Below are 24,489 nucleotides of genomic sequence, written 5' to 3'. Positions count from 1 at the left end.
TTGAAGATTATCTCATCGCAAGTTTGCGGTCTTTGGCGAGCTTCAGCAATTCGTCAGCATGCTGTAAGGTCAATTCTGTAATTTCCGCTCCGGAAAGCATCCTGCTCATCTCTTCTGTCCGTTCACGGCCATCCAATTCATGGACAGCTGTGATGGTGCGTTTCTTTTCAATCCGCTTTTCGATGAAAAGATGCTGATCCGCCATAGCCGCAACTTGCGGCAGATGCGAAATGCATAATACCTGGGAATGTACAGATATCGCCGCAATTTTTTCCGCGATTGCTTGAGCTACACGGCCGCTGACTCCCGTATCGACTTCATCGAAAATAATGGAAGTGATTCCCTGATGCTTCGAGAAGATTGTTTTCAAAGCCAGCATCATGCGGGAAAGCTCACCACCTGAAGCGACTTTAGTCAACGGCTTTAAAGGTTCACCGAGATTGGTAGAAATATGGAAAGCGATGGAATCTCCGCCATTCCGGTCGAATTTACCGGGTGCAAAAGGTTCGAAGACCACTTCAAATGATGCTTTTCCCATATGCAGCTCCCGCAGCTGCTCCATGATATCTTTGCTGAGTCGGCTGGCTGCTTTTTTTCTCAATAAAGTCAGCTCTTCCGCATCGATTTTCAGGTCCTCTTTCAACTCTTTCAGTTTCTGCTGATCCAATTGGAGCCGCTGATCACGATTCAGCAATTTATCCAACTCATCCGTCTGGGTTTCCTGATAGATGAGAATATCTTCGACGGATGCACCGTACTTTCTTTTAAGTGACTGGATGGCGGCTAAACGCTGTTCGATTTCATTGAGTCTGGCTGGGTCGAATTCCATGTCATCCAGCATGCGCTTTATCTCTGTAGCCGTATCCTGTAATTGATAGAACGCACCGCTGACCATTTCTGAATGGCTTTGATATGTTTCATCTACAGAAGCGGCATGCTCCAGCTCAGACATTGCAGAGCCCACCCAGTCCAAACCTTTGGATTCTCCTTGAATCGCTTCATGCGCAGCAGAAACCGATTCATATATCTTATTGAAATTCTGGAGTTTTTTCCGTTCAAGCGCAAGCTCTTCTTCCTCACCGGCGATAAGTTCAGCCGCTTCGATTTCCCGGAGCTGGAAAGTCAGCAGATCGATCCGCTGGGCAATTTGCTGTTCATTTTCGTTATAGGAAGAAAATTCACGTTTTAATTTCGTGTACTTTTCATAAGTATTGGCATAACTTGCCTTCGCTTTTGAAAGGCTCTTTCCGGAATATTGATCCAATAAATGCAGATGGCGTTTTTCATCCATCAGCTCCTGGGTCTCATGCTGGCCATGTATATCGATTAACGCGCCGCCTACTTCACGCAGAATAGAAATCGTCACCAGTTTGCCGTTGATCCGGCAGACATTTTTCCCTTTATCGTTCAACTCGCGCCGCAATAATACATCGCCTTCAGAAAAATCTATTCCAATTTCTTCCATTTTACGGAAAACCGGATGTTTAGGGTCATCAATAGAGAAAAGCCCTTCTATTTCAGCTTTACTGGCACCGTGCCGGATAAATTCCTGGCTCCCTCTGCCGCCCGCCAAAAGATTGACCGCGTCGATGATGATCGATTTTCCGGCTCCAGTTTCCCCGGTCAACACGGTAAGCCCTTCGGTAAAACTGACTGTCAGATTATCTATGATAGCAAAATTCTTAATATCCAATTCACGAAGCATCAGTTTTCACCTCTTCATCAAAGCATTTCAATCAAGCGCTGTTTTAGTATGTCCCGATGTTCTGTATCCCTGCATATAATCAAACAGGTATCATCACCGCAAATTGTTCCAAGTATTTCTGGCCAGTCCAGATGGTCTATCAATGAACCTATGGCATGAGCATTTCCCGGCAGGGTCTTCATGACAAGAAAATGGCTGGCGCCGTCGATGCTGACAAACGCATCAGTTAGCGCACGGTGCAATTTCTGCATCGGATTGAAGCGCTGATCCGCAGGCAAACTGTATTTATAGCGTCCGTCCTGCAATGGCACTTTGACGAGATGCAATTCTTTTATATCTCTTGAAACCGTAGCTTGAGTGACTTCGTATCCACCTGCTTTTAAAATATCCACCAATTCATCCTGCGTTTCAATCTCACGGTTCGAGATGAGGTCACGAATTTTTATATGGCGTTGTCCTTTATTCATAATGTGCCCCCTGAATGAATAATTATTCTAATTCTTTTATATCGTAACCTTAAATGTGGTTAAAAACAAGAAAACACATGCCCGAAGGAATGTGTTTGCCTGCTAAAGATTTTCATGTGCTGATGCGACTGTCTGAACAGCATCCGCTTCAGAAATGGAGGAAACTTCTTCCCCGTCGAAAGCCGATTGCAGATGAAAGAGGAATTCGATGTTACCTTCTCCTCCAGTTATGGGGGAGTAGGACATATTCCTGATATGAAAACCGGCTTCAGATGCGAAACCGCCGACTTTTATCAGCACATCTTTATGGATTTTGGGATCGCGGATAATACCTTTTTTGCCTACATTTTCCCTGCCTGCTTCAAATTGAGGTTTCACGAGGGCAATCACATCGCCCCCCGGCACCAGGATTGTTTTCAAGACCGGCAGGATGATTTTCAATGAAATGAATGATACATCAATGCTGGCGAATTCAGGCAGACCTTCCGTAAAATCTTCAGGTTTGGAATGACGGAAATTCGTCCGTTCCATAACTGTCACCCGATTGTCCTGCCTGATTTTCCAAGCCAGCTGATTATAACCGACGTCCAAGGCGTAGCAATGGGCAGCACCGTTCTGCAAGGCGCAATCCGTAAAACCGCCGGTGGAAGAGCCGATATCGAGCATCAGTTTGCCATCGACGGACAGATCGAATTCAGCCAAGGCTTTTTCAAGTTTCAAGCCACCCCTGCTGACATATTTAAGATCATTGCCCTTCATTTGCAATGGAGCATCCGAAAAGATCTTTTCTCCCGGTTTGTTCAGCCGTTCAGAACCGGAATAGATGATTCCAGCCATGATGGCGCGTTTCGCTTTCTCACGTGTTTCACAGATTCCCCGATCTACAAGGAGAACATCCACACGTTCTTTTTTGATTTTGTTCATAGGGCTTTGTAGCCTGCCTGTGATTTTTCTGGAATCAGATTCTGAATGGTACTGACAACTTGGTCGCTGTTCATATGGATTTCATCCATCAATTCGGCAACATCACCGTGTTCAATGAATTGATCCGGAATCCCCATTCGGTCGATTGTTGCATCATGGTAACCATGATCATGGGCAAACTCAAGCACCGCGCTGCCGAAACCACCCTGAAGAATCGCTTCTTCAATGGTCATCACAGGTATATTGCGTTTGAAAATGGAGTGAAGCATTTCTTCATCCATCGGTTTGATGAAACGGGCGTTAACAACTTCTGCATTGATGCCTTTTTCAGAAAGTTTTTCTGCAGCATCCATCGCCATCGGTATTGTGGTACCGAAAGTCAGGATGACGGCATCTGTACCTTTTTTCAAGACTTCCCAGCTGCCGATCGGCAATGCCTGAAGCTCGGCATCCATCTCTACACCCAGTCCGTTGCCCCTCGGATAGCGCAAGGCAATCGGACCTCCATTATAGTCGATGGCGGTTTTGACCATATGCTGTCCTTCATTTTCATCTTTCGGCATCATAACAACCATATTCGGCAAGTTGCGGAGGAATGCGACATCAAATACACCCTGATGCGTTTCGCCGTCCGCCCCTACTAAACCGGAGCGGTCAATGCCGATGAAAACATTCAGGTTTTGGCGGCAGATATCATGGACCACCTGGTCATATGCGCGTTGAAGGAATGTCGAATAAATGGCCAGGAAAGGTTTCATATCTTGTGTAGCAAGTCCGGCAGACATCGTGGTGGCATGCTGTTCTGCTATGCCCACGTCATAGAAACGGTTCGGAAATTCAGAAGCGAAGCCTTCCAGCTTGGATCCAACCGGCATCGCAGGCGTAATCGCTACAATGCGTTCGTCTGTACGTGCCAGCTTGCGGACGGTTTCAGCCACCAAGCCACTCCAGGAAGGTGCTTTCGATGATGATTTCACGAGATCCCCGGTATCGATCTTATAAGGGCCAGTTCCGTGCCATGTACCGATTTTATCCTGTTCCGCAGGCAAGAAGCCTTTACCTTTTTTGGTAACGACATGCAATAGTACAGGTCCGCCAACTTTTTTGGCGTATTGCAGATTGTCTTCAAGTTCTTCCAGGTCATGGCCATCAATTGGTCCAAGGTAAGTGAATCCAAGCTCTTCAAAAAACATGCCTGATACCAGTAGATATTTGAGGCTGTCTTTTACACGTTCAGCCGTGGTGGCAAGTTTGCCTCCGACAGCCGGCACCTTTTTAAGAAGGTATTCGAGATCGTCTTTGACTTTATTGTATTTACCGGCAGTACGCATACGCCCGAGCACAGAATGCAAAGCACCAACATTAGGTGCAATCGACATCTCGTTGTCATTCAGGATGACAACCATATCCGTGTTGGCGTGGCCGATATGGTTAAGAGCTTCCAAGGCCATGCCGCCAGTCAATGCCCCATCACCGATAATCGGGATGACATGATTTTTGGCGCCTTTGATATCACGTGCGGCAGCCATCCCCATTGCTGCGGATAATGAAGTGGAGCTATGTCCTGTTTCCCATACATCATGATCGCTTTCATTGCGTTTAGGGAAACCACAAAGTCCTTTGAACTGACGCAGCGTGTCAAATTGCGATGCTCTTCCGGTAAGAATTTTATGGACATAAGATTGATGCCCGACATCCCAGATCAATTTGTCCGATGGGCTGTCGAATACGCGATGAAGCGCAATCGTCAATTCAACCACACCAAGATTGGGGCCGATGTGTCCACCGGTTTTTGATAAGTTCTCTATTAAAAATCGTCTAATATCTTCACTTAAGTCAACAAGCTGATCATTGCTCAGCTGTTTTAAGAAAGATGGACTAGTAATCGTATGAAGATCCATTCCATCACACACCTTTTTAAAAATTTTTCCGTCTTTATTTCTCTCTACATTATATCAATTGTCAGCGAATGTACAAACGGGAGCAACTATTGTCAGTTTTTTCTTTTGACTATCATGGCCGTCAATTCTTTCAATAATGCCGCTTCCCCGTCCAACCCTTCGATAGCAGCCAATGCTTCAGCTGCATGATGGTCCAATTTTTCCTTGGCTTTCGGAAGTGTCAGGATGCCTGGATAAGTGCTTTTTTCGCTGTTTTCATCTTTTCCGGCCGTTTTGCCAAGTTCTTCGGATGTTCCTGTAACGTCCAAAATATCGTCCTGAATCTGGAAAGCGAGTCCAAGATGCTTCCCAAAACGGGTCAATGACACCATGGTATCGGGTTTCGCCTGCGCAAGTATCGCCCCTGCCAGGATACTGAAAGTCAGCAGCGCCCCTGTTTTTAAGCGATGCACTTGTTCAAGTTCCTGTAATTCCAATTTCTTTTCTTCGCCTTCAATGTCCAGGATCTGGCCGCCGACCATGCCTTCCGCACCGGCTGACACACTCATAAGATCGATCAATTGCACTTTATCATCGCTCGAGACATTTTCTAAGCGCGCGATCAAACCAAAGCTGTACGTAAGTAAAGCGTCACCCGCCAGGATGGCGACTGCCTCCCCGTAGACTTTATGGTTCGTCGGCATGCCTCTTCTCAGATCGTCGTCGTCCATACTCGGCAGATCGTCATGGATCAGCGAATAGGTATGGATCATTTCAATTGCAGCCGCAACTTTTAGAGCATCCGGATGGTTATGGCCAAGTTCATGCATGACCGCAAGCAGAAGGATCGGGCGAATGCGCTTGCCGCCTGCCTGGAGGGAATAATTCATTGATTCCTTTAATGAAGCCGGAATCGATAATGAAGAGATCTGACCCAGTAACTCCTGCTGGATCAACGGTTCGTAATAGCTGCGGAACTCGTTCAACTTCATTTCGGCGTCCCGTCCTTTCCGATATCGACGGATGTTTCTTTGCCGTCTTTCATCATCGTCACTAATTGTTCTTCAGCATTCTGTAATTTATCGTGGCACACTTTTGATAATTCCATGCCCTTTTGATATAGGGTTAATGCTTCCTCCAAAGGCACATCCCCTTGTTCCAGTTGGCGGACGATTTCCTCCAATTGCTGCATCGCGTCATTGAACATGATTTTCTTTTCAGCCATCTGTATGCTCCCCTTTTGTAATTGGAATAGTTTTGGTGACGGTTGTTTCCACAGTTCCGTCCTGCATGGTCACTTTAAGTTCATCTCCGGCTCTCACCTGCTGGATGCTCTTCACCACATCACCGTCCTTGTAAGGAATAGTGTAGCCGCGCTCCATAAGTTTTAATGGGCTCAAAGCATCAAGAGTGCGCATTGCCGAACTTAATTTCATTTTATTGGTGTTCATCGATTGAAGGGCGGATTGCTCCAGCCGTTTTTGTAATTGGCTGATATCCGCCTGCGACTGGCGGATCCGCTGTGTGGGAATCCGGTTGGCCAGCTGGCGGTCCAGATTGGCATGCCGCTCCCGCGACCGGTTCAGATGCTGGAAAACTTCCCGCTGCAGTGAATCGGTGGCGCGTTCCACCCTTTCTATGAACGGCCGATACAATCGGTCCGGATATGCAAATGGCATCGAAGTCGTCAGCTTTCTTAAAGCTGTCTTTTCCCTTTCGAGCAGATTCGTAATGACACGGTACATGCCGCTCTGCTGATTTATCACCCTGTCCAGCAATTCAGTGCGGCTTGGAACTGCGAGTTCAGCAGCGGCCGTCGGTGTGGCAGCGCGAAGATCTGCCACAAAATCCGCAATTGTTGTGTCGGTTTCATGGCCCACAGCGGAAATGATCGGAATCCGCGAATCAAAAATGGCTCTGGCGACAGCCTCTTCATTAAAAGCCCACAGATCTTCTATTGAACCGCCGCCACGGCCAACAATCATGACATCAAAATCTGTTTTATTGGCTGCCTGTATCGACTGGACAATGGATCTGGTCGCTTGCTCACCTTGCACTAACGTGGGAAATATCGTAACCTTTGCCAGCGGGTAGCGCCGGTTCAAAGTAATGACAATATCTCTGACGGCTGCTCCTGTGGGTGCGGTGACTACTGCGATTTTGTCAGGGAATCTGGGCAATTGCTTCTTATGGGAAGGATTAAAGAAACCTTCTTCATAAAGCTTCTTCTTCAATTGTTCGAATGCCAGATAATAATCACCTATGCCATCGGGCTGCATCGAATGCGCATATAATTGGTATTGTCCTGAAGCTTCATAAACGGAAACATCGCCTCGGATCAGCACTGTCATACCGCTCTCCGGTTTAAATTTCACGGCACGGGCATTAGCGGCAAACATCACTGCAGGCAATCGCGCAGAACTGTCTTTCAAGGTGAAATAAATATGGCCGCTCGTATGGATCTTCACATTCGAAAGTTCCCCTTTTACATAAACATCCCGTAGATAAGGGTCGGCATCAAATTTCTTTTTTATGTATTTCGTTAACGCTTTTACACTTAAGTATGGGTCGGACGTCAAGTTTTCAGCCCCTATCTTCCATATTAAAAAGCTGTCTTTCTTTCGAAAAACAGCTTTGTTTCTTATTATTTTACATGGTCAAGCTCATTTTGTCTCCGCTAATCCTCTTTCAGCCGACAGGAGTGTATTTTCCATCAGCATAGCGATGGTCATAGGACCGACACCGCCTGGCACGGGTGTAACATAAGAAGCAGTTTCAAGGACGTCGTCAAAATTCACGTCGCCGCATAACTTGCCGTTTTCATCCCGGTTCATGCCGACATCGATGACTACAGCTCCAGGTTTTATATAATCTTTGCCCAGGAACTTCGCCCGTCCGACTGCAGATACAAGAATATCCGCAGTTCGGGTATAAGCTGCCAAATCAACAGTTCTGGAATGGCAATATGTCACTGTAGCGTCCTTTTGCAATAGAAGCTGCCCCGCCGGCTTTCCGACGATATTGCTTCTGCCGATGACGACCGCATGCTTGCCTGCCGGATCGATTTGATATTCTTCCAGCAGTTTCATGATGCCGTGTGGCGTACATGGCAAAAAAGCGTCCCTGCCAATCATCATATTTCCGACTGACACAGGATGGAATCCGTCGACATCTTTTTCCGGATCAATCGCCAGTATCACTTTAAATTCATCGATATGTCCCGGAAGCGGCAATTGTACGAGTATGCCATGAATTTCAGGGTCATTGTTCAAGTTGTGGATCACTGCCAGTAATTCGTCTTCACCGAAAGTCTCCGGGAACTGCAATAAATCAGACCGCATGCCAAGTGCTTCGCATGTTCTCTTTTTATTTTTTACATATGTATGGGACGCCGGGTTGTCACCGATCAGGACGACCGCTAATCCCGGTATGATTCCTTTTGATGCTAATTGTTCCACGCGAAGTGCTATTTCGTTTTTGATTTTCTGGCTGGTTGCTTTTCCATCGATTAAAGTGGCTGACAAGTGAATCCCCCCAAATTAATTTTCTAGTTCGTCTGTAAATTTAGATAGAACCCCATTGACGAAGCGGCTCGATTTTTCATCACCGAACGTTTTACTGAGTTCAATCGCTTCATTCATGATGACACGGGATGGCGCATCTTCCATATATGTCAGTTCGAAGACAGCCATACGCAGGATAGTGCGTTCAATTTTCGGCAATCTCTCCAAAGACCAATTTTCCAAATGTCCTTTTAATTTTTCGTCGATGTCAGCCATATTCGTATATGTACCTTCGACAAGGAGTGTGTAGAAATTATCGTTCTCTCCATCCATTACATGGTCGATCGCTTCCACCATCGTCAGTTCGGTGCCCTCCAATTGAAATAAGGTCTGGAGTGCTTTTTCGCGTGCTTCATGTCGTTTCATAATAAACCCGGTCTCCTTTTCACTGCTAATTACCCCTCATTATACAGATAATCCATCGGAACTTCCATGTTTGAAATGTTCGGAAAATAAGAGGGTCAATCCTCAAAGCATTCCACAAAAACTCAAAAGATGCACGCAAATTTAAAAAACCGCCCATCACCATCTGGTGGCTGGGCAGTCTCTCGCTCATCAATCGATATTCTGTTGGGACTCAAATTGAATTCCGGTAATATGGACATTCACTTCCTGAGTCTGCAGGGATGTCATGTTTTCAAGTGTCTGGCGAACCTGTTCCTGGATTTTCTGGGCAGTCTGTGGAATCGAAACGCCATAATTGATGACACAATAGACATCAATCATCAAGCCGTCAGCCGCAAGTTCGGTTTTGACGCCTTTGCCATGGACTTTCTTGCCAAGACGTTCAACTACGCCAGATGCAAAATTCCCTCGCATACTGGCAACTCCCTCGATATCCGAAGCCGCGATGCTTGCGATGATTTCAAGAACTTCGGGAGCCACTTCAATATTTCCGAGATCCTGTTTGTTCGTCGGTTTCATTTTTACATATGGAATCGTTTTTTCTGCCATTGTGACATTCCTCCCTAGGAATTCAATACATCGTATTTCTCAAGGAATTTCGTGTTGAAATCACCTGATTTGAAAACTTCGTGATCCATCAGTTTCAAATGGAACGGAATTGTCGTGAAAACGCCTTCGATGACAAATTCACCAAGTGCGCGTTTCATTTTCGCAACCGCCTCTTCACGTGTATCAGCAAATGTGATCAATTTCGCGACCATGGAATCATAATACGGCGGAATGCTGTAGCCTGAATACATCGCAGAGTCGATGCGGACGCCAAGGCCGCCCGGAGGAAGATACATATCCACGCGTCCCGCTGAAGGCATAAAATTCTTCGCAGGGTTTTCAGCGTTGATGCGGCACTCAATCGACCAGCCTTTAAACGTGATGTCTTCCTGGCCAAAGCTTAATGTTTCACCGGAAGCCACACGCAATTGCTGTTGGATCAGATCCACTCCGGTGATCATTTCAGTTACCGGATGTTCAACCTGAATACGTGTATTCATCTCCATGAAATAGAACTTTTGATTGACGGCATCAAAGATGAATTCCACCGTACCTGCTCCGCGATAAGCCACTGCAAGAGCCGCTTTGACTGCCGCTTCGCCCATTTCGGCGCGAAGTTCTGGTGACAAGGCAGGTGATGGAGCTTCTTCCACCAATTTCTGCATGCGGCGCTGAATTGAACAGTCACGCTCGCCCAAATGGACAGCGTTGCCATGTGAATCAGCCAATACCTGAATCTCGATATGACGGAAATCTTCGATGAATTTCTCAATATAAACACCTGGGTTACCGAATGCGGCAGCCGCTTCTTTTTGGGTCATCCGGAGGCCAGTAATGAAATCTTCACGTGTTCTAGCCACACGGATCCCTTTTCCTCCACCGCCTGCAGTAGCTTTGATAATGACCGGGAAGCCGATTTTTTCAGCAATCTTAAGGCCATCTTCTTCGCTCGCCACGATGCCTGTAGAGCCTGGAACTACCGGTACACCAGCCTTGCGCATGGTTTCCCGCGCAACATCCTTCGTACCCATTTTCGATATGGCATCCGATGTTGGCCCGATGAACATGATATCGCATTCTTCACAAAGTTCAGCGAAACTGGCATTTTCTGCCAAAAAACCGTATCCTGGATGGATGCCGTCACAGTTGGTCAGTTTTGCCACACTGATGATATTGGAAAAGTTTAAATAGCTGTCTTTTGATAATTTGGGGCCGATGCAGTATGCTTCGTCCGCCAATTCAACGTGCAACGCCTCTTTATCCGCTTCAGAATAGACAGCGACAGTTTCGATATCCATTTCTTTGCATGCGCGGATAATACGGACGGCAATTTCACCGCGGTTGGCTATTAATACTTTTTTCATCGTCATTGGTCAGATCCCCTTCCTCAGTTTGTTTTAACGAGGAATAAAGGCTGGCCATATTCGACGAGTTGTCCGTCTTTTACAAGAATTTCAGCAATTTCCCCATCCACTTCCGCTTCAATTTCATTGAAGAGTTTCATGGCTTCTACGATGCATACGACCTGTTCAGCGGAAACTTTCGTGCCGACCTGCACATATGCAGCTTCTTCAGGTGAAGGTGACTGATAGAACGTCCCGACCATCGGCGACAGGATTTTGTGCGTGTTTGCATCTGAAGCTTCAGTTGCAGATGGCTGTTCAGCCTTCCCTTCTTTTGCCGGTGCTTCTGGAGCAGCTGGAGCGGCTTGGGCTGCAGGTGCTTGAGGAGCCTGTGGCGCCGCAGGAGCTGACTGCATTGGCGCTGCCGAATTATCAGCTGATATCCCGCCATTTTTCTTGAGCTTGATTTTTGTGCCTTCTGTTTCATATGTGAATTCGTTAATGGACGAACTGTCGACCAATTTTATGATTTCGCGGATTTCTTGAATTTTCAAATTACCCTACTCCCCTTATGTACAAAATTTAATTGAATATTAATGAAATGCCATTTTTAGAAAAACGGCCCCCGGCAAAGGAGGCCCTTATTCATTATTTTCTAAACTCCGGCGGCCCAGCTCTTCGGGATATAAGCCAAATTGTCTCATGCCTTTCAGAGCTTAACGGGTGCCGTCGCTTTTCTTTATTGTCCAGACTCCGGCGACCCAGCTCTTCGGGTCATAAGCCACTTTGGCTATGCGGCTGAAAAGACGCCGCTTCGCCAAATTGTCTTATGCCTTTCAGAGCTTAACGGGTGCCGTCGCTTTTCTTTATTGCGCGCGTGAAACGTATGACGCATCAGTCGTATTGATGATCAATTGATCGCCTTCGTTCACAAAGAATGGCACCTGAACAGTCAAACCTGTCGAAAGATGCGCAGGCTTTGTACCGCCGCTTGCCGTATCCCCTTTAATCCCCGGATCTGTTTCAGTTACGGTAAGAACCACTGTATTCGGCAATTCGACCCCAAGAACTTCTCCCTGGAATTGAATGACTTGAACTTCCATATTCTCTTGAAGGAATTTCAATTCATACTCGATGCTTTTTTCAGGAAGCTCGATCTGGTCATAAGTTTCAGTATCCATGAATGCGTGGACATCGCCATTTGCATATAGATATTGCATTTTTTTATTGTCGATCTGTGCTTTGGCAACTTTTTCGCCGGCACGGAAAGTCTTTTCAGTCACACTTCCAGTACGCAGATTACGCAATTTCGAACGGACGAATGCCGCCCCTTTGCCTGGTTTGACATGCTGGAATTCCATTACGCGCCAGATGCCGCCGTCTACTTCAATTGTTACACCTGTTTTAAAATCGTTTACAGAAATCATTTAATTTCCTCCGTTTTTATAAAATGCGAAGCTCTTTTGAAGACTTGGTCAGTCTTTCGTTTCCGGACTCGGTAATCAGTATATCATCTTCAATGCGCACTCCGCCAATACCCGGCAAATAAATTCCCGGTTCAACTGTCACAGCCATGCCCGGTTCAAGAACTGTTTGTGACTTGAATGAAAGAGCTGGCCCTTCATGGACTTCCAGTCCGATTCCGTGTCCAGTCGAATGCCCAAATGCATCGCCATATCCTTTTGACTTGATATGGTCCCGGCCAATGGCATCAGCATCGAATCCTGTCATTCCAGGTCCGATTTTTTCAACGCCCATTTCCTGTGCGTCCAGAACAACCTGATAGATTTCTTTCAGTTTGTCGGAAGGTTCCCCGACCGAAACCGTGCGAGTGATATCAGAAATATAGCCTTTATATAAAGCGCCGAAATCCATTGTGACGAAATCTCCGGATTCGATCACTTTTTCGGATGCTACTCCATGCGGCAACGCTGAACGGTAACCCGAGGCGACGATTATGTCAAAAGACGATGAAGTGGCGCCCTGTTTACGCATGAAGAATTCCAGTTCATTTGAGACTTCAAGCTCGGTCATACCCGGTTTGATGAACGTGCAGATATATTCAAAAGTATCGTCTGCAATCTTCGCTGCAGCTTTCAGGATTTCAACTTCCTCAGCTGTCTTGATCATACGGATTTTTTCGATAATTCCGCTCACCGGTTTTAATTCGGCATCCATTTTTTCACTATATTGTTCGAATGATGAATAAGTAACAAAATCTTTTTCGAAGCTTAGTGTTTCCACACCTAATTTCTTCACTTGTTCGGCTGCTTCTTCCAATAGATTGGTTTTCGCCTGGATTATTTCAAAATCCTTGATTTGGTCCGCTGCCTGTTCGGTGTAACGGAAATCCGTAATGAAAAGCGCGTTGTCTTTAGTAACGATCGCCAATCCTGAAGATCCGGTGAATTCAGTAATATAGCGAAGATTGAATTCGCTTGTGATCAGGAAAGCTTCAATTTCGTTTTGTGCCATTTCGTTGCGAAGTTTTTGCAGTTTCAAAATAGTCATCCTCTCTGATTTCGTAAAAGCAAGGCGTGCAGACCAAGGAAATAGGAATCTTTGCCGAATCCGGTGATCTGCCCTTCCACTACCGGCGCTATATAAGAATGGTGGCGGAATTCTTCTCGTTTGTGAACATTTGAAATATGTACTTCTATAACGGGTACTTGGATGGAAGCGATGGCATCACGGATAGCAATGCTGGTATGTGTATAAGCCCCGGCATTCAGAACGACGCCGTCAAAATTCTGGCGTTCAGCCTGTTGAAGCCAATCGATGATTTCCCCTTCATGATTGGACTGGCTGCAGGTCAATTCAATGCCATTGGCAAATGCGAACTGTTCCAGTTCATGTTCCAGTTCAGCAAGTGTAAACGTGCCGTAAGCATCAGGTTCTCTTTTGCCGAGCCGGTTCAAATTTGGCCCATTTAAAACTAAAGCGCGCATCTTCTTCACTCCCCGTCAGTAACTTCTTCATTATTTTATCATACGAGCAGAATCGAGCAACTGTAAGCGGGAAATTGAACGTACGTAGATCACAAGATTTATCTCCATATGAAAAAGCGGAAGCCGAGGCTCCCGCTTTCCAATGTTTAATTTACAGTCCGCATTTGAGTTGCGCTGCGCAATTCGTGCATGTATTGCAGCCGCCCATTTCCTCGACTGTCCCTTTTCGGCAGACCGGGCAAGTATCGCCCACTTCTGAACCGATGGTTACATTTGTTGAACGAAGATCCTGGATGGTGTCGATCAAAACGATCGGACGTTTTGTCCGCACTTCTTCCGGCGCATCATCTTCAAATGTATTTTCTTCAGCTTTCAAAGTAAGCACCTGGGAATCACGGCTGCCGTCGACGTAGACCGTTCCGCCTTTGGCACCGCCTTTGTAAAGACGCTCGTAGACGCCTTCCACTTGTTCAACAGTATATCCACGCGGTGCGTTGACTGTTTTCGAAATGGAGGAATCAATCCAGCGCTGTATGATGCACTGTACATCAGCATGTGCTTCCGGTGCCAAATCCATTGATGTCACGAATGCTTTCGGAAGGTTTTCTTCATCAGCTTCAGGATTGTTCTTCAAGTATTCACGGACGATATCCGCTTTCACTTCGATGAACTTGCCCAGGCGTCCACTGCGGTAGTATGTGAATGAATAATATGGCTCAAGTCCTGTCGAGACACCTACCATCGTTCCAGTCGAACCAGTTGGCGCAACCGTCAATAAATGCGAATTGCGGATGCCGTTGGCCAGGATGCCTTCGCGGATTTCTTCCGGCATGCCCTGCATAAATCCTGTTTCTGTGAATGCTTTGCGAAGAGCAGCTGTCTGTTCTTCAGTTTCGCCTTCAAGGAACGGGAAGCTTCCGCGTTCAGCAGCCAGTTCAGTCGAAACTTCATAAGCTGCTACAGCTATTGTTTTGAAAATCCGATCAACGAGTTCATTGCCTTCAGGCGAACCGTATTCTTTGTCGCAGTAGATCAATAGATCGGCAAGCCCCATGACACCTAGTCCGACGCGGCGTTCGCCGAGTGCCTGGATGCGGTTCTCTTCCAGGAAATAAGGAGTTGCATCGATAACATTGTCCTGCATGCGGACACCGACACGCACTGTTTCTTTCAACGATTCAAAATCGACTTCTTTAGTTTTTGGATCGGCGAATTGCGCCAGGTTTACTGCAGCGAGGTTGCATACTGAATAAGGCGCCAGCGGCTGTTCGCCGCAAGGGTTGGTAGCAACGACTTTTTGGCCATATGCTTTGGCATTCGTCTTTTCATTTGCGTTATCGATGAAGAATATTCCCGGTTCCGCTGAGTACGTGGCGCAAACATTGATAAGGTTCCAAAGATCGCGCGCTTTCATTGTGCGGTATGTGCGCACTTTATGGCCCATCCGTTCCCACTCGCGTACATCTCCAACTTCCTGCCATTGTTCATTGTAAATAGCCATTTCTTCTTTAGAATAGGATTCGACAGCCGGAAACCGCAAATCGAAATTCTCATCATTTTCAACAGCTGTCATGAAGTCGCTGGTCAATGTAACTGAAATATTAGCGCCTGTCAGGAATTCTTCATTGTGTACAGAATAAGTTCCGCCGTCGCGGAGCTTTGTTTCAGCATCCCGCATGATTTTTTCATTGAAACCGCCCATCCCTGGAATCGCACGGTAGTTTAAGACGCCTTGGTACATAGCCTCTTCCTGTTCCGTCAACGGTTTAAATTTCAATTTATCTTTAGCCAATTTCTTGATCGTTTCGTCTTCCGTATTTTCAATCAGGTATCTGAGAATACGAGGGTTCTGCATTTTGGAAATAATGAACTCCGCAATATCCGGATGCCAGTCGGCGAGCATGATCATCTGCGCACCGCGCCGTGAACCGCCCTGTTCAACAAGGTGCGTCAATTTAGCGATATCGTCCAGCCAAGATACTGAACCGGATGACTTGCCGTTGACTCCGCGGGCTAATGTATTGCGCGGACGCAATGTCGATCCATTCGTCCCAACGCCTCCTCCGCGGCTCATGATTTCCATCACTTGTTTGCGGTGGTCGGAAATGCCTTCGCGTGAATCTGCGACAAACGGCATTACATAGCAATTGAAGTAAGTGACATCCGTATCTGCTCCTGCTCCATAAAGGACCCGGCCTGCAGGTATGAACTTCAGGCCAACGAGCTGTTCATAAAATTTATCGAACCATTCCTGGCGTTTTTCTTCTGTTTCTTCAACAGAAGAAAGACCTGCTGCATTCCGTTTGGCGATCTGTTCGTAATAAACCTCAAGAGGCTTTTCAATAACGTCCAGCGATCTTACAACAATTCCGTTTTCAAGATCATCCTGGTTATCGATAGCACTGCGGTAGTCTTCTTCAATCCAAACTTCAGCCTGATTCGCCGCGTGATTGACCGAAACGATAAATCCTAATCCGCGCGCAGGGAATTTTGGATCCTCTTTAACCGTAAGAACAACAAAATCTCCAGCTTTCAACGTTTTCTTTTCCGTATCCTTGAATGAATACCGGTCGATCATAACCAGCCTTGACACGCCTTTATGAGTTGTCGTCATATCCGGCGTAATCGGAAACACTTGTTGAAACTGTTCGATGTCCTTGTTCAAAGCCTCAGGATTTAACGTATAAACAGAATTAGTTGCAGAAACCATTTGACAATTCCTCCTTTATATTATAAGAGCAAACACTATATATAGTATTAATACTTTTCCCATGATACTAGATATTGAAACTCTATTCCATAACAAAATTTTGATTCCCATATTCATTTCTTCAAAACCTCCATCACAACAAGGTTCTGAGCAGGCGTGAAAATTAAAATGAGTCGAAAGTGATATTTTTTGCACCAATTTGCATTAATTCAACTTTTAACACATAACAACGCTCGACTACCCGCCGTGTCTGCTTTCTCTCTTGAATGAGCTGATAAGTCAAAATATTGTATCCATTCCGGACTGAGACTCAGGCAGGTTTCATCTTCATGGCAATGATAAATTTTCATGATTGAGTAAATATACGTAATCTCCAAAATTTCACAGCATCGCCTCTTTTTCTCTTACATACATGAATATTGCCATTGAATTAAAAGACCTTTATCTTTTATAATGAAGAAAGAATAGAAAGGGGAAAGACCATTGGAATTCTTGTATTTTATCGCAGCGATTTTATTCGCTATAATCGCTTACGCGGTGGTGTCATATTTCCGCATGAAAAAAGCAGTCACTACTTTGACGCAAGACCAGTTCATCGAAGGCTATAGGAAAGCCCAGCTGATCGACGTGCGTGAACCGAAAGATTTCGCCGCCGGCCATATACTTGGCGCGCGCAACATTCCGCAGACTCAATTGCGCCAGCGCCATAAAGAAATACGGTCAGACAAACCTGTATATTTATATGATCAGAACGGCGCTCGGGCAGGACGTGTAGCCATCTATCTGAAAAAACAGGGTTACGACCAATTGTATCAATTGCAAGGCGGGTTCAAGCAATGGACCGGCAAGATCAAAGCTAAATCCTGACAGACAGCTCTTCCATCCGGAAGAGCTTTTTTTACAAAAATCCGCATTTTACGGAGGCCTGAAATGACAGAAAACATCCTTTTCCCTCACAACCCTAGCCTAAAAGACTTTTTGCCTGTATACGCAAACATAGCTGAAGTTTCAAACAGGATCTTCAATTGCCTCAATGAAGTTTCGAGCGGCCCGTGGAAGCATATCGATGTCGCAGAACCTTTTATGCAATTGCACAGCCACCTTCTGGACATGATGAAAAAAGGACAGCTGGAGTATGATACCCTCGCTTTCATTTATGAAGCACGTCCACAAGGAAAAATCACAAATGCCGCTGAAGACATTCACAGCACGAATCTTTCAATCGATACGACATTTGAGAATCGGATTATTTATTTTCCCGCACACGATGTCGCTGTCACCCAATTGACTTTCTATACACATGCGGAAACAAGCTGGCCGGAATTCCAATGCTATGCCAAATCCGTCGAAGCCGCCCATAGTTTCCTGCAAGCGATAGACGAATTGCTAAGGCAGATGCTGATGAACAATATCACTTTCCTGGTCGATACAGACGACGGCGTCCGTCGCCGGAATTTCAGCACCCACGCCATCATTGAACGGTCTGATGTAATCTTGGACGAATCGGTCAAGAAAGATATTTTCAGATCCATCGATGAATTCTTCAAAGACGATGGGCAGTTTTTCAGAAACTATGGAATCCCTTATAAACGGGGCATCCTTCTATATGGTTCACCCGGCAACGGCAAAACGACTCTCGTCAAATCGATCACCGGATCGACAGAAGCACCTGTCGTCTATTGGCAGATTACAGAGTACACGAACAGTTCCACTATCCAGGAAGTGTTCAGCATCGTTTCACGGCTAGCTCCTGCCATCCTGGTCATCGAAGACATCGATTCGATGCCGGAATACACACGCTCCGTCTTCTTGAATACGCTGGACGGCACTCAGGCCCGCGAAGGACTATTTGTAATCGGAACAACCAATTACCCCGAAAAAATCGATCCGGCGCTGATTAACCGTGCGGGACGGTTCGACCGGGCCTATGAAATACCTTCACCATCCCAACGGCTAAGGAAGACCTACCTGCAGAAATTGGACATCAATCATATATTCACCGAAGCACAATTATCGGATATGGCAAGCCGGACCAAAGGACTGTCAATTTCCCAGCTGAACGAGCTCTATATGTCCAGTGCGCTGAACTGGCATTACGATGGAGATTCCGCTTATGAAAAACGCATAGATGAACTCCTGCAGCAAAACAAAAGAGCTGACCGCAATAATTGGCAGGAAGCCGATTCATTTATCGGATTTTAAATGAAATGAAAAAAGCCTGGAAGCTAATTTGCTCCCAGGCTTTTTTTGTATCCTATTCAGCTTTGTGGTAACGAAGAACTGGTTTCCGCGCAGCTTTTGTTTCATCAAGGCGTTTGATGACTGTGGTATGAGGGGCATCCTGGACAATTTCAGGATTCTCTTCCACTTCACGCGCAATCTGGATCATTGCGTCGATGAAAGCATCAAGCGTTTCTTTCGATTCAGTTTCAGTCGGTTCAATCATCATGCCTTCTTCTACATTCAACGGGAAGTAGATTGTCGGCGGATGATAGCCGAAGTCAAGCAGGCGCTTCGCCATATCAAGTGTGCGAACACCCAATTTCTTCTGGCGACGGCCGCTCAATACAAATTCGTGCTTGCAATGGCGGTCATACGGCAAATCGAAATGCTCCTGCAGTCTGCGCATCATATAATTCGCGTTCAATACAGCATATTCCGTCACGGCTTTCAGGCCATCCGGCCCCATTGAACGGATATACGTGTATGCACGCACGTTGATGCCGAAGTTTCCGTAAAACGGCTTAACTCGTCCGATTGACTGTGGACGGTCGTAATCAAATGCGAACACGCCGTCTTTTTTGACAAGAATCGGTTTTGGCAGGTATGGCAATAAATCTTTATTGACGCCTACCGGACCTGATCCCGGTCCACCGCCTCCATGAGGTCCGGTGAATGTTTTATGAAGATTCAAGTGGACAACATCGAAGCCCATATCGCCAGGACGCGCTTTGGACATAACAGCGTTCAAGTTCGCGCCGTCATAATAAAGCTTGCCGCCGACTTCGTGGATGATAGCCGCCATCTCCAGGATCTGCTCTTCGAAAAGACCCAATGTATTCGGGTTAGTCAGCATTAAAGCGGCTGTGTCTTCCCCGACTACGCGTTTCAAATCTTCCAGATCCACAAGTCCGTGTTCATTTGACTTGACTGTCACGGTTTCAAAGCCTGCGACGGTTGCAGATGCAGGGTTTGTACCGTGGGCCGAATCGGGAACGATGACTTTTGTGCGTTTCGTATCCCCGTTTGCTTCGTGGAAGGCGCGGATCATCATCAATCCTGTCCATTCCCCGTGCGCACCGGCTGCCGGCTGAAGGGTCACTTCATCCATTCCGGTGATTTCCTTCAAGTGTTCCTGAAGGTCATACATCAATTCCATGGCACCCTGCACTGTGGATTCGTCCTGCAGCGGGTGGATATTGGCGAAGCCGGAGTATCTTGCTACGGATTCGTTGATTTTCGGATTGTATTTCATTGTGCATGAGCCCAGTGGATAGAAACCGGAATCAACACCGTGATTACGTTTAGACAGTGCAGTGTAATGGCGCATGATATCAAGTTCGGAAACCTCTGGCAGATCAGCAGCCTCATCGCGGACGAGACCTTCCGGCAATAACTCAGCAAGATCGATTTCAGGTACATCGAGTTCCGGCAGGCTATAGCCTACGCGGCCTTCTTTTGTCATTTCAAAAATGAGCGGTTGGTTGTCTTTATGCATGAGTAGCCCCCATTTCCTGCACGAATGCATCGATTTCTTCTTTAGTGCGCTGTTCCGTAACGGCGATCAGCATATGATTATCAAACTCATCATAGCTTAAGCCCAGGTCATACCCGCCGATCATCCCTTTTTGCAGCAGGGAGGCATTCAGCTCTTTGACCGGTGAATCTGTTTTTACGACGATTTCATTGAAATGTGCGCCATCAAAAGCAATTTCAAAACCGGCTGCTTTCAATTGCTGTTTCATATAGTAAGTTTTCGTAATGTTTTGGACAGCCATTTCCTTGGTGCCTTCCTTGCCGAGAGCAGTCATGGCAACAGATGCAGCAAGAGCGTTCAGCGCTTGGTTCGAACAGATATTCGAAGTGGCTTTGTCGCGGCGGATATGCTGCTCACGTGCCTGCAGCGTCAATACGAAACCGCGGCGGCCGTCTTCGTCCGTCGTTTCACCAACAAGGCGTCCCGGTACTTTTCTCATCAGCGCTTTAGTCACGGCAAAATAACCACAATGAGGTCCGCCGAAAGCTTCCGGAATACCGAATGGCTGCGCGTCTCCAACTGTTATATCAGCGCCCAATTTACCTGGAGGCGTCAAAGCCCCAAGCGCTAGCGGGTTCGATGAAACTGTGAATAATGCACCGGCTTCATGGACGATCGGCTCAATTTCCTTCAGGTTCTCAACCTGTCCAAAGAAGTTCGGATACTGAATCATGACCGCAGCTGTATTATCGTCGATCATCTCTTTCAAAGCATCAAGGTCCGTATGTCCATCTTTCAATGGAATTTCTTCCACCGCGATGGACTGCCCAAGTGCATACGACCGAACGACATCACGGGACTCAGGATGCACAGCGCGGGAAACCAGGATTTTTTTGCGGCTTGTATGCCCGGCAGCGAGCATCCCCGCTTCTGCCAGTGACGTTCCACCATCGTACATTGAAGAGTTTGCAATTTCCATACCCGTCAATTCACTGATCATTGTCTGGAATTCGAAAATCGCCTGCAATTCACCCTGTGAAATCTCAGGCTGATATGGTGTGTAAGCCGTATAGAATTCAGAGCGTGAAATGACGTGGTCTACGATGATCGGTTTGTAATGGTCATAAACCCCCGCTCCAAGGAAAGAAGCGTACGTATTGGAATCGGCATTTTTTGCAGCCAATTGTGACAGTTCTTTTGTCAATGAACTCTCTGATTTTGCTGGTTTAATATTATATTCGCCTTTGAACCTAACTTTCTCCGGAATATCGGCAAATAATTCATCGATCGACTGGATTCCGATTGTATCGAGCATTGCTTTTTCGTCTTGAGGCGTCATTGGTAAATAGCGATGTTTCATCGATAGCTGTCCCCTTTTCAATTGAAATTAATTGCTGCGTTTATAAAACGGTGTTTCTACAGTAATGGCTTTCAGGCGTTTATTGCGGATTTCCACTTCAAGTTCCTGGCCAAGTTCTGCATGTTCCGCGGAAATTAGAGCGAGTCCGATATTTTTCTTTAAGGTAGGTGATTGAGTTCCGGTGGTCACTTCACCGATTTTTTCATCGTTCAAGTAGACTGCATAGCCATGGCGCGGAATTCCTTTGTCGATCATTTCAATGCCAACAAGTTTACGTGGAACCCCATTGTCCTTCTGCTCTGCGAGAGCCTCTTTTCCGATAAAGTCATCTTTAGCCAATTTGACGACAAAATTGATGCCTGCTTCCAGCGGTGAAATATCTTTTGTAAGTTCCTGGCCATAAAGAGCCAGACAAGCTTCAAAACGCAAGGTATCACGTGCTCCAAGACCTGTTGGAATGACACCGTCGTTTTTGCCCTCTTTTAATATATCGTCCCATAACGCTATGGATGCTTCAGGAGAAGCATATATTTCAAAACCATTTTCACCGGTATACCCAGTACGGGAAATAAGAACCGGGTAACCGCCGATCAGAACATCTTTCTTAAAGCGGAAAGGTTTGATGTCCGCCAAGCTTTCTTCAGTCAGGCGTTGGAGAACCTGTTCGGCAAGCGGGCCTTGTAATGCGAGTAATCCGTATTGATCAGAAACATTTTTCAACTCGACACCATCGATCGATTGTTTTTGCATCCATTCAAAATCTTTTTCGATATTCGAGGCATTGACTACCAGCATATAATTTTCTTCATCAAAACGGTAAGTCAATAGATCGTCGACAGTCCCGCCGTCCGGATAACACATAGCCGTGTATTGGGCTTGTCCATCCTTGATTTTTGAAATATCATTTGTCAGCAGCTTCTGAAGAAATTCCAGGCTGTTCGGACCTGATACAAGAATTTCTCCCATGTGCGAAACATCGAAAAGCCCAGCCTTTGTTCTTACAGCCTCATGTTCATCTTTGATGCTTGAAAATTGCACAGGCAATTCCCAGCCGCCGAAATCGATTGTCTTACCGCCGTATTGTGAATATGACTCGAATAGCGGTGTACGTTTTAACTCTCCCATTCAACTTCCTCCTCTTTGATCAAATTCCACAAAAAAAGGACAGAGATTCCCCTGTTAAGGGAAATCTCTGTCCTGGAACCTGAAAGTTTACCGTTACGGTTTTCCTCTTTGGTAGTTGCAGAGCAACACTCTCCAGAGATGCGTCCGGCACGAGTCTTTTTGCCTGAGAGATTCACGGCTGCTGCCATTTGCTCCTTCGGCGACGCTTTCGCGTACTCTCCCCGTGCTTTCATCCGCCCAAATCAAAATGATTGGTCCATAGCGCTATACAGAATCGTATAACTTCGTCTATATCCTAACATTATTGAAGGGTAAGCGCAATCTTTTTTAATGAGTGAGTCGAAACACGAACGTTTCACTTTTTTTCATCTTAATTATCCGCCTTTTAATCGATTCACTTGGAAGGCTGCATATTGCGTAATCTGTCTTAACGTCCGGAATTCAGTGCGGATTGTGATATGAGCAACGGCTTTATATTGAGGATAACGGGTTTTATATAAAGCTTCTATCTGCTCTTTCGTCGAATTTACAACAATTGGGCGTTTAGGATCTTTGTGGATCCTTCGCCAAATTTCCCTGAAAGGCGCATCCAGAAACAAGACAAGGCCAGTCTGCCGCATTATTCTTCTGTTGATATCACGCATTGCCACACCGCCTCCTGTGGAGACGATGCAATCTTCATCTTTCAGAGTTCGGAGAAATTGTGTTTCCAGCTCTCTGAAATAAGCTTCTCCGTGGCTCTCGAAAATAGATGCGACAGTCATCCCCATCTGTCTTGCAATTTCCTTATCCATATCATAGTAAGGCATTTTCAGCAGAAAACTGAGTCGCCTGCCGACAGCACTTTTTCCACATCCCATAAATCCGACCAAATAAATTCTTTTCATCCAACCACCCGATACTACCCAAATCATTCAGGTATTTTATTTTTCTCGATTTCTGCCAGTAGTTGTATAGTAGCATGCCGGTGCATATTTTCCAATCCATCATATATTTTATAATGTTGCGCATAGAGCGCGGCAGCATGCGACATGACAATCAAAGCTGAAAGGAAAAAAATGATTGATACAGGGTAAGCAGCGGCTTTTTCGGATTTAAGGACCTGTAATGGCATATTCGGATCTCTCCTCTTTTCCATTTGAACGCACGGCAGATATCTTCAGTGTTTCTTCCTCGATACTGAACGTGCATCCGCTTATGCCAGTCAGCATTATTTCATGTCCCTGATTGAATTTTTGTTTACGGAGTATAGACCCGTAAACTTCGATATCATATTCGACACCGGCTTGAATTACACGGAAGCCTGTTCCGCCATTGATGACTTCTATGGAATCGATTCCTGTCAAATAATTCTGCATTTCAGTTGTAAACAGCCGCCACTCCATTTCGTCGGCATCCTGATCTTTCAAGTATTCAGATGTGTACAAATAGAACAGGACGATAAGAGGCAAGATTGCTGCCACCAAAATAAGATCCATCAACGCATCGAAATAGATGAACCCTGCCTCTGAACGAAGTTTCCATTTTTTTATTCCAGACATATGGTCTCCTGCAATGAACGATAATTTTTATACCGGACACATAACTCGCTGTGATAGTCCCAGGAAAAGATGACGCCATTAACGGTTCGCTCTCCCTGTATTTCACCATAAGACTTTATGATTTTCGCCGCTTCATGGAGAGTCTCAAAAGCTGAAGCGCGCAGTTGCTTATCATCAAGTGTCTGCTGCATTTTTTGCATAGTCGGCAAAAGGGTTCCGAACAGCATAAAGATGATCAGCAGGCTAAGCATCGTTTCCGCCCATGACAGGCC

24 protein-coding genes and 1 riboswitch are annotated in these 24,489 nt (G+C 46.0%); of the genes, 2 read left to right on the top strand and 22 right to left on the bottom strand.

What is annotated here, in order from left to right:
• Positions 1–7: 7 nt before the first annotated feature.
• The 16 genes from recN to D2910_RS01725 form a co-directional block, all read right to left on the bottom strand.
• Complete coding sequence (gene recN / locus D2910_RS01800; protein ID WP_117312198.1) at positions 8–1,705, bottom strand: DNA repair protein RecN; 1,698 nt, start codon at positions 1,703–1,705, stop codon at positions 8–10.
• 17 nt (positions 1,706–1,722) lie between these two features.
• On the bottom strand, positions 1,723–2,172 hold the full coding sequence (gene ahrC / locus D2910_RS01795) for a transcriptional regulator AhrC/ArgR (RefSeq protein ID WP_084246040.1): 450 nt from the start codon (positions 2,170–2,172) through the stop codon (positions 1,723–1,725).
• A 102-nt stretch (positions 2,173–2,274) separates the two neighbouring features.
• A complete protein-coding gene (locus D2910_RS01790; protein ID WP_117312197.1) occupies positions 2,275–3,096 on the bottom strand; it encodes a TlyA family RNA methyltransferase in 822 nt (273 codons plus the stop codon).
• The gene (dxs, locus tag D2910_RS01785) at positions 3,093–4,997 is read right to left on the bottom strand and encodes a 1-deoxy-D-xylulose-5-phosphate synthase (RefSeq protein WP_084246044.1); all 1,905 of its coding nucleotides are present in this window, start codon (positions 4,995–4,997) and stop codon (positions 3,093–3,095) included. The genes D2910_RS01790 and dxs overlap by 4 nt, the downstream gene beginning before the upstream one ends.
• 92 nt (positions 4,998–5,089) lie before the next feature.
• The gene (locus tag D2910_RS01780) at positions 5,090–5,968 is read right to left on the bottom strand and encodes a polyprenyl synthetase family protein (protein WP_117312196.1); all 879 of its coding nucleotides are present in this window, start codon (positions 5,966–5,968) and stop codon (positions 5,090–5,092) included.
• Positions 5,965–6,201 carry an exodeoxyribonuclease VII small subunit gene (locus tag D2910_RS01775; protein ID WP_084246048.1) on the bottom strand — a complete coding sequence of 79 codons (237 nt, stop codon included), beginning with the start codon at positions 6,199–6,201 and terminating at the stop codon, positions 5,965–5,967. The genes D2910_RS01780 and D2910_RS01775 overlap by 4 nt, the downstream gene beginning before the upstream one ends.
• Positions 6,194–7,555, bottom strand: coding sequence for an exodeoxyribonuclease VII large subunit (gene xseA / locus D2910_RS01770; RefSeq protein ID WP_117312195.1), 1,362 nt, complete (start codon positions 7,553–7,555; stop codon positions 6,194–6,196). Before xseA ends, D2910_RS01775 begins: the two co-directional genes overlap by 8 nt.
• Before the next feature lie 84 nt (positions 7,556–7,639).
• The gene (gene folD, locus D2910_RS01765; RefSeq protein WP_117312194.1) at positions 7,640–8,500 is read right to left on the bottom strand and encodes a bifunctional methylenetetrahydrofolate dehydrogenase/methenyltetrahydrofolate cyclohydrolase FolD; all 861 of its coding nucleotides are present in this window, start codon (positions 8,498–8,500) and stop codon (positions 7,640–7,642) included.
• 15 nt (positions 8,501–8,515) lie between these two features.
• Positions 8,516–8,905, bottom strand: coding sequence for a transcription antitermination factor NusB (nusB, locus tag D2910_RS01760; protein ID WP_084246054.1), 390 nt, complete (start codon positions 8,903–8,905; stop codon positions 8,516–8,518).
• 189 nt (positions 8,906–9,094) lie between these two features.
• Positions 9,095–9,493, bottom strand: coding sequence for an Asp23/Gls24 family envelope stress response protein (locus D2910_RS01755; RefSeq protein WP_084246056.1), 399 nt, complete (start codon positions 9,491–9,493; stop codon positions 9,095–9,097).
• A gap of 14 nt (positions 9,494–9,507) precedes the next feature.
• On the bottom strand, positions 9,508–10,857 hold the full coding sequence (gene accC / locus D2910_RS01750; protein WP_117312582.1) for an acetyl-CoA carboxylase biotin carboxylase subunit: 1,350 nt from the start codon (positions 10,855–10,857) through the stop codon (positions 9,508–9,510).
• A gap of 23 nt (positions 10,858–10,880) precedes the next feature.
• Positions 10,881–11,390 (bottom strand): acetyl-CoA carboxylase biotin carboxyl carrier protein, encoded by a 510-nt coding sequence (accB, locus tag D2910_RS01745; protein WP_117312193.1) that lies wholly within the window; start codon positions 11,388–11,390, stop codon positions 10,881–10,883.
• Positions 11,391–11,702: 312 nt separating this feature from the next.
• The gene (gene efp, locus D2910_RS01740; protein ID WP_084246060.1) at positions 11,703–12,263 is read right to left on the bottom strand and encodes an elongation factor P; all 561 of its coding nucleotides are present in this window, start codon (positions 12,261–12,263) and stop codon (positions 11,703–11,705) included.
• A gap of 16 nt (positions 12,264–12,279) precedes the next feature.
• Positions 12,280–13,341: a M24 family metallopeptidase gene (locus tag D2910_RS01735; RefSeq protein WP_276310415.1), complete on the bottom strand. Its 1,062-nt coding sequence runs from the start codon at positions 13,339–13,341 to the stop codon at positions 12,280–12,282.
• Positions 13,342–13,343: 2 nt separating this feature from the next.
• Entirely contained in the window at positions 13,344–13,784 is a 441-nt protein-coding gene (gene aroQ, locus D2910_RS01730; RefSeq protein WP_117312192.1) for a type II 3-dehydroquinate dehydratase, read from the bottom strand.
• A 151-nt stretch (positions 13,785–13,935) separates the two neighbouring features.
• Positions 13,936–16,494, bottom strand: a complete 2,559-nt coding sequence (locus tag D2910_RS01725; protein WP_117312191.1) for a vitamin B12-dependent ribonucleotide reductase — start codon at positions 16,492–16,494, stop codon at positions 13,936–13,938.
• Between the two features lie 483 nt (positions 16,495–16,977).
• On the opposite strand from D2910_RS01725, the gene D2910_RS01720 reads away from it, so the two are divergent.
• On the top strand, positions 16,978–17,361 hold the full coding sequence (locus D2910_RS01720) for a rhodanese-like domain-containing protein (protein WP_117312190.1): 384 nt from the start codon (positions 16,978–16,980) through the stop codon (positions 17,359–17,361).
• Positions 17,362–17,424: 63 nt separating this feature from the next.
• Positions 17,425–18,696 carry an ATP-binding protein gene (locus tag D2910_RS01715; protein WP_117312189.1) on the top strand — a complete coding sequence of 424 codons (1,272 nt, stop codon included), beginning with the start codon at positions 17,425–17,427 and terminating at the stop codon, positions 18,694–18,696.
• 52 nt (positions 18,697–18,748) lie between these two features.
• Here D2910_RS01715 and gcvPB read toward each other — a convergent pair whose 3' ends face one another.
• The 6 genes from gcvPB to D2910_RS01680 all read right to left on the bottom strand — a co-directional run bounded on the left by gcvPB (position 18,749) and on the right by D2910_RS01680 (position 24,468).
• Positions 18,749–20,212, bottom strand: coding sequence for an aminomethyl-transferring glycine dehydrogenase subunit GcvPB (gene gcvPB / locus D2910_RS01710; protein WP_084246070.1), 1,464 nt, complete (start codon positions 20,210–20,212; stop codon positions 18,749–18,751).
• Positions 20,205–21,551, bottom strand: a complete 1,347-nt coding sequence (gene gcvPA / locus D2910_RS01705) for an aminomethyl-transferring glycine dehydrogenase subunit GcvPA (RefSeq protein WP_117312188.1) — start codon at positions 21,549–21,551, stop codon at positions 20,205–20,207. Before gcvPA ends, gcvPB begins: the two co-directional genes overlap by 8 nt.
• A 27-nt stretch (positions 21,552–21,578) precedes the next feature.
• Entirely contained in the window at positions 21,579–22,676 is a 1,098-nt protein-coding gene (gcvT, locus tag D2910_RS01700; RefSeq protein WP_117312187.1) for a glycine cleavage system aminomethyltransferase GcvT, read from the bottom strand.
• A gap of 141 nt (positions 22,677–22,817) precedes the next feature.
• A riboswitch (glycine riboswitch) is annotated at positions 22,818–22,909 on the bottom strand.
• 141 nt (positions 22,910–23,050) lie between these two features.
• Complete coding sequence (locus tag D2910_RS01695) at positions 23,051–23,563, bottom strand: shikimate kinase (protein WP_084246076.1); 513 nt, start codon at positions 23,561–23,563, stop codon at positions 23,051–23,053.
• A gap of 207 nt (positions 23,564–23,770) precedes the next feature.
• Complete coding sequence (locus tag D2910_RS01685) at positions 23,771–24,217, bottom strand: ComGF family competence protein (RefSeq protein ID WP_117312186.1); 447 nt, start codon at positions 24,215–24,217, stop codon at positions 23,771–23,773.
• A complete protein-coding gene (locus tag D2910_RS01680; protein WP_117312185.1) occupies positions 24,205–24,468 on the bottom strand; it encodes a hypothetical protein in 264 nt (87 codons plus the stop codon). The genes D2910_RS01685 and D2910_RS01680 overlap by 13 nt, the downstream gene beginning before the upstream one ends.
• Positions 24,469–24,489: the final 21 nt, after the last annotated feature.

Origin of the sequence: Planomicrobium okeanokoites (assembly GCF_003428875.1) — a bacterium.
Taxonomy (GTDB): domain Bacteria; phylum Bacillota; class Bacilli; order Bacillales_A; family Planococcaceae; genus Planococcus; species Planococcus okeanokoites.
This window is presented reverse-complemented; position numbering and strand designations above follow the sequence as displayed.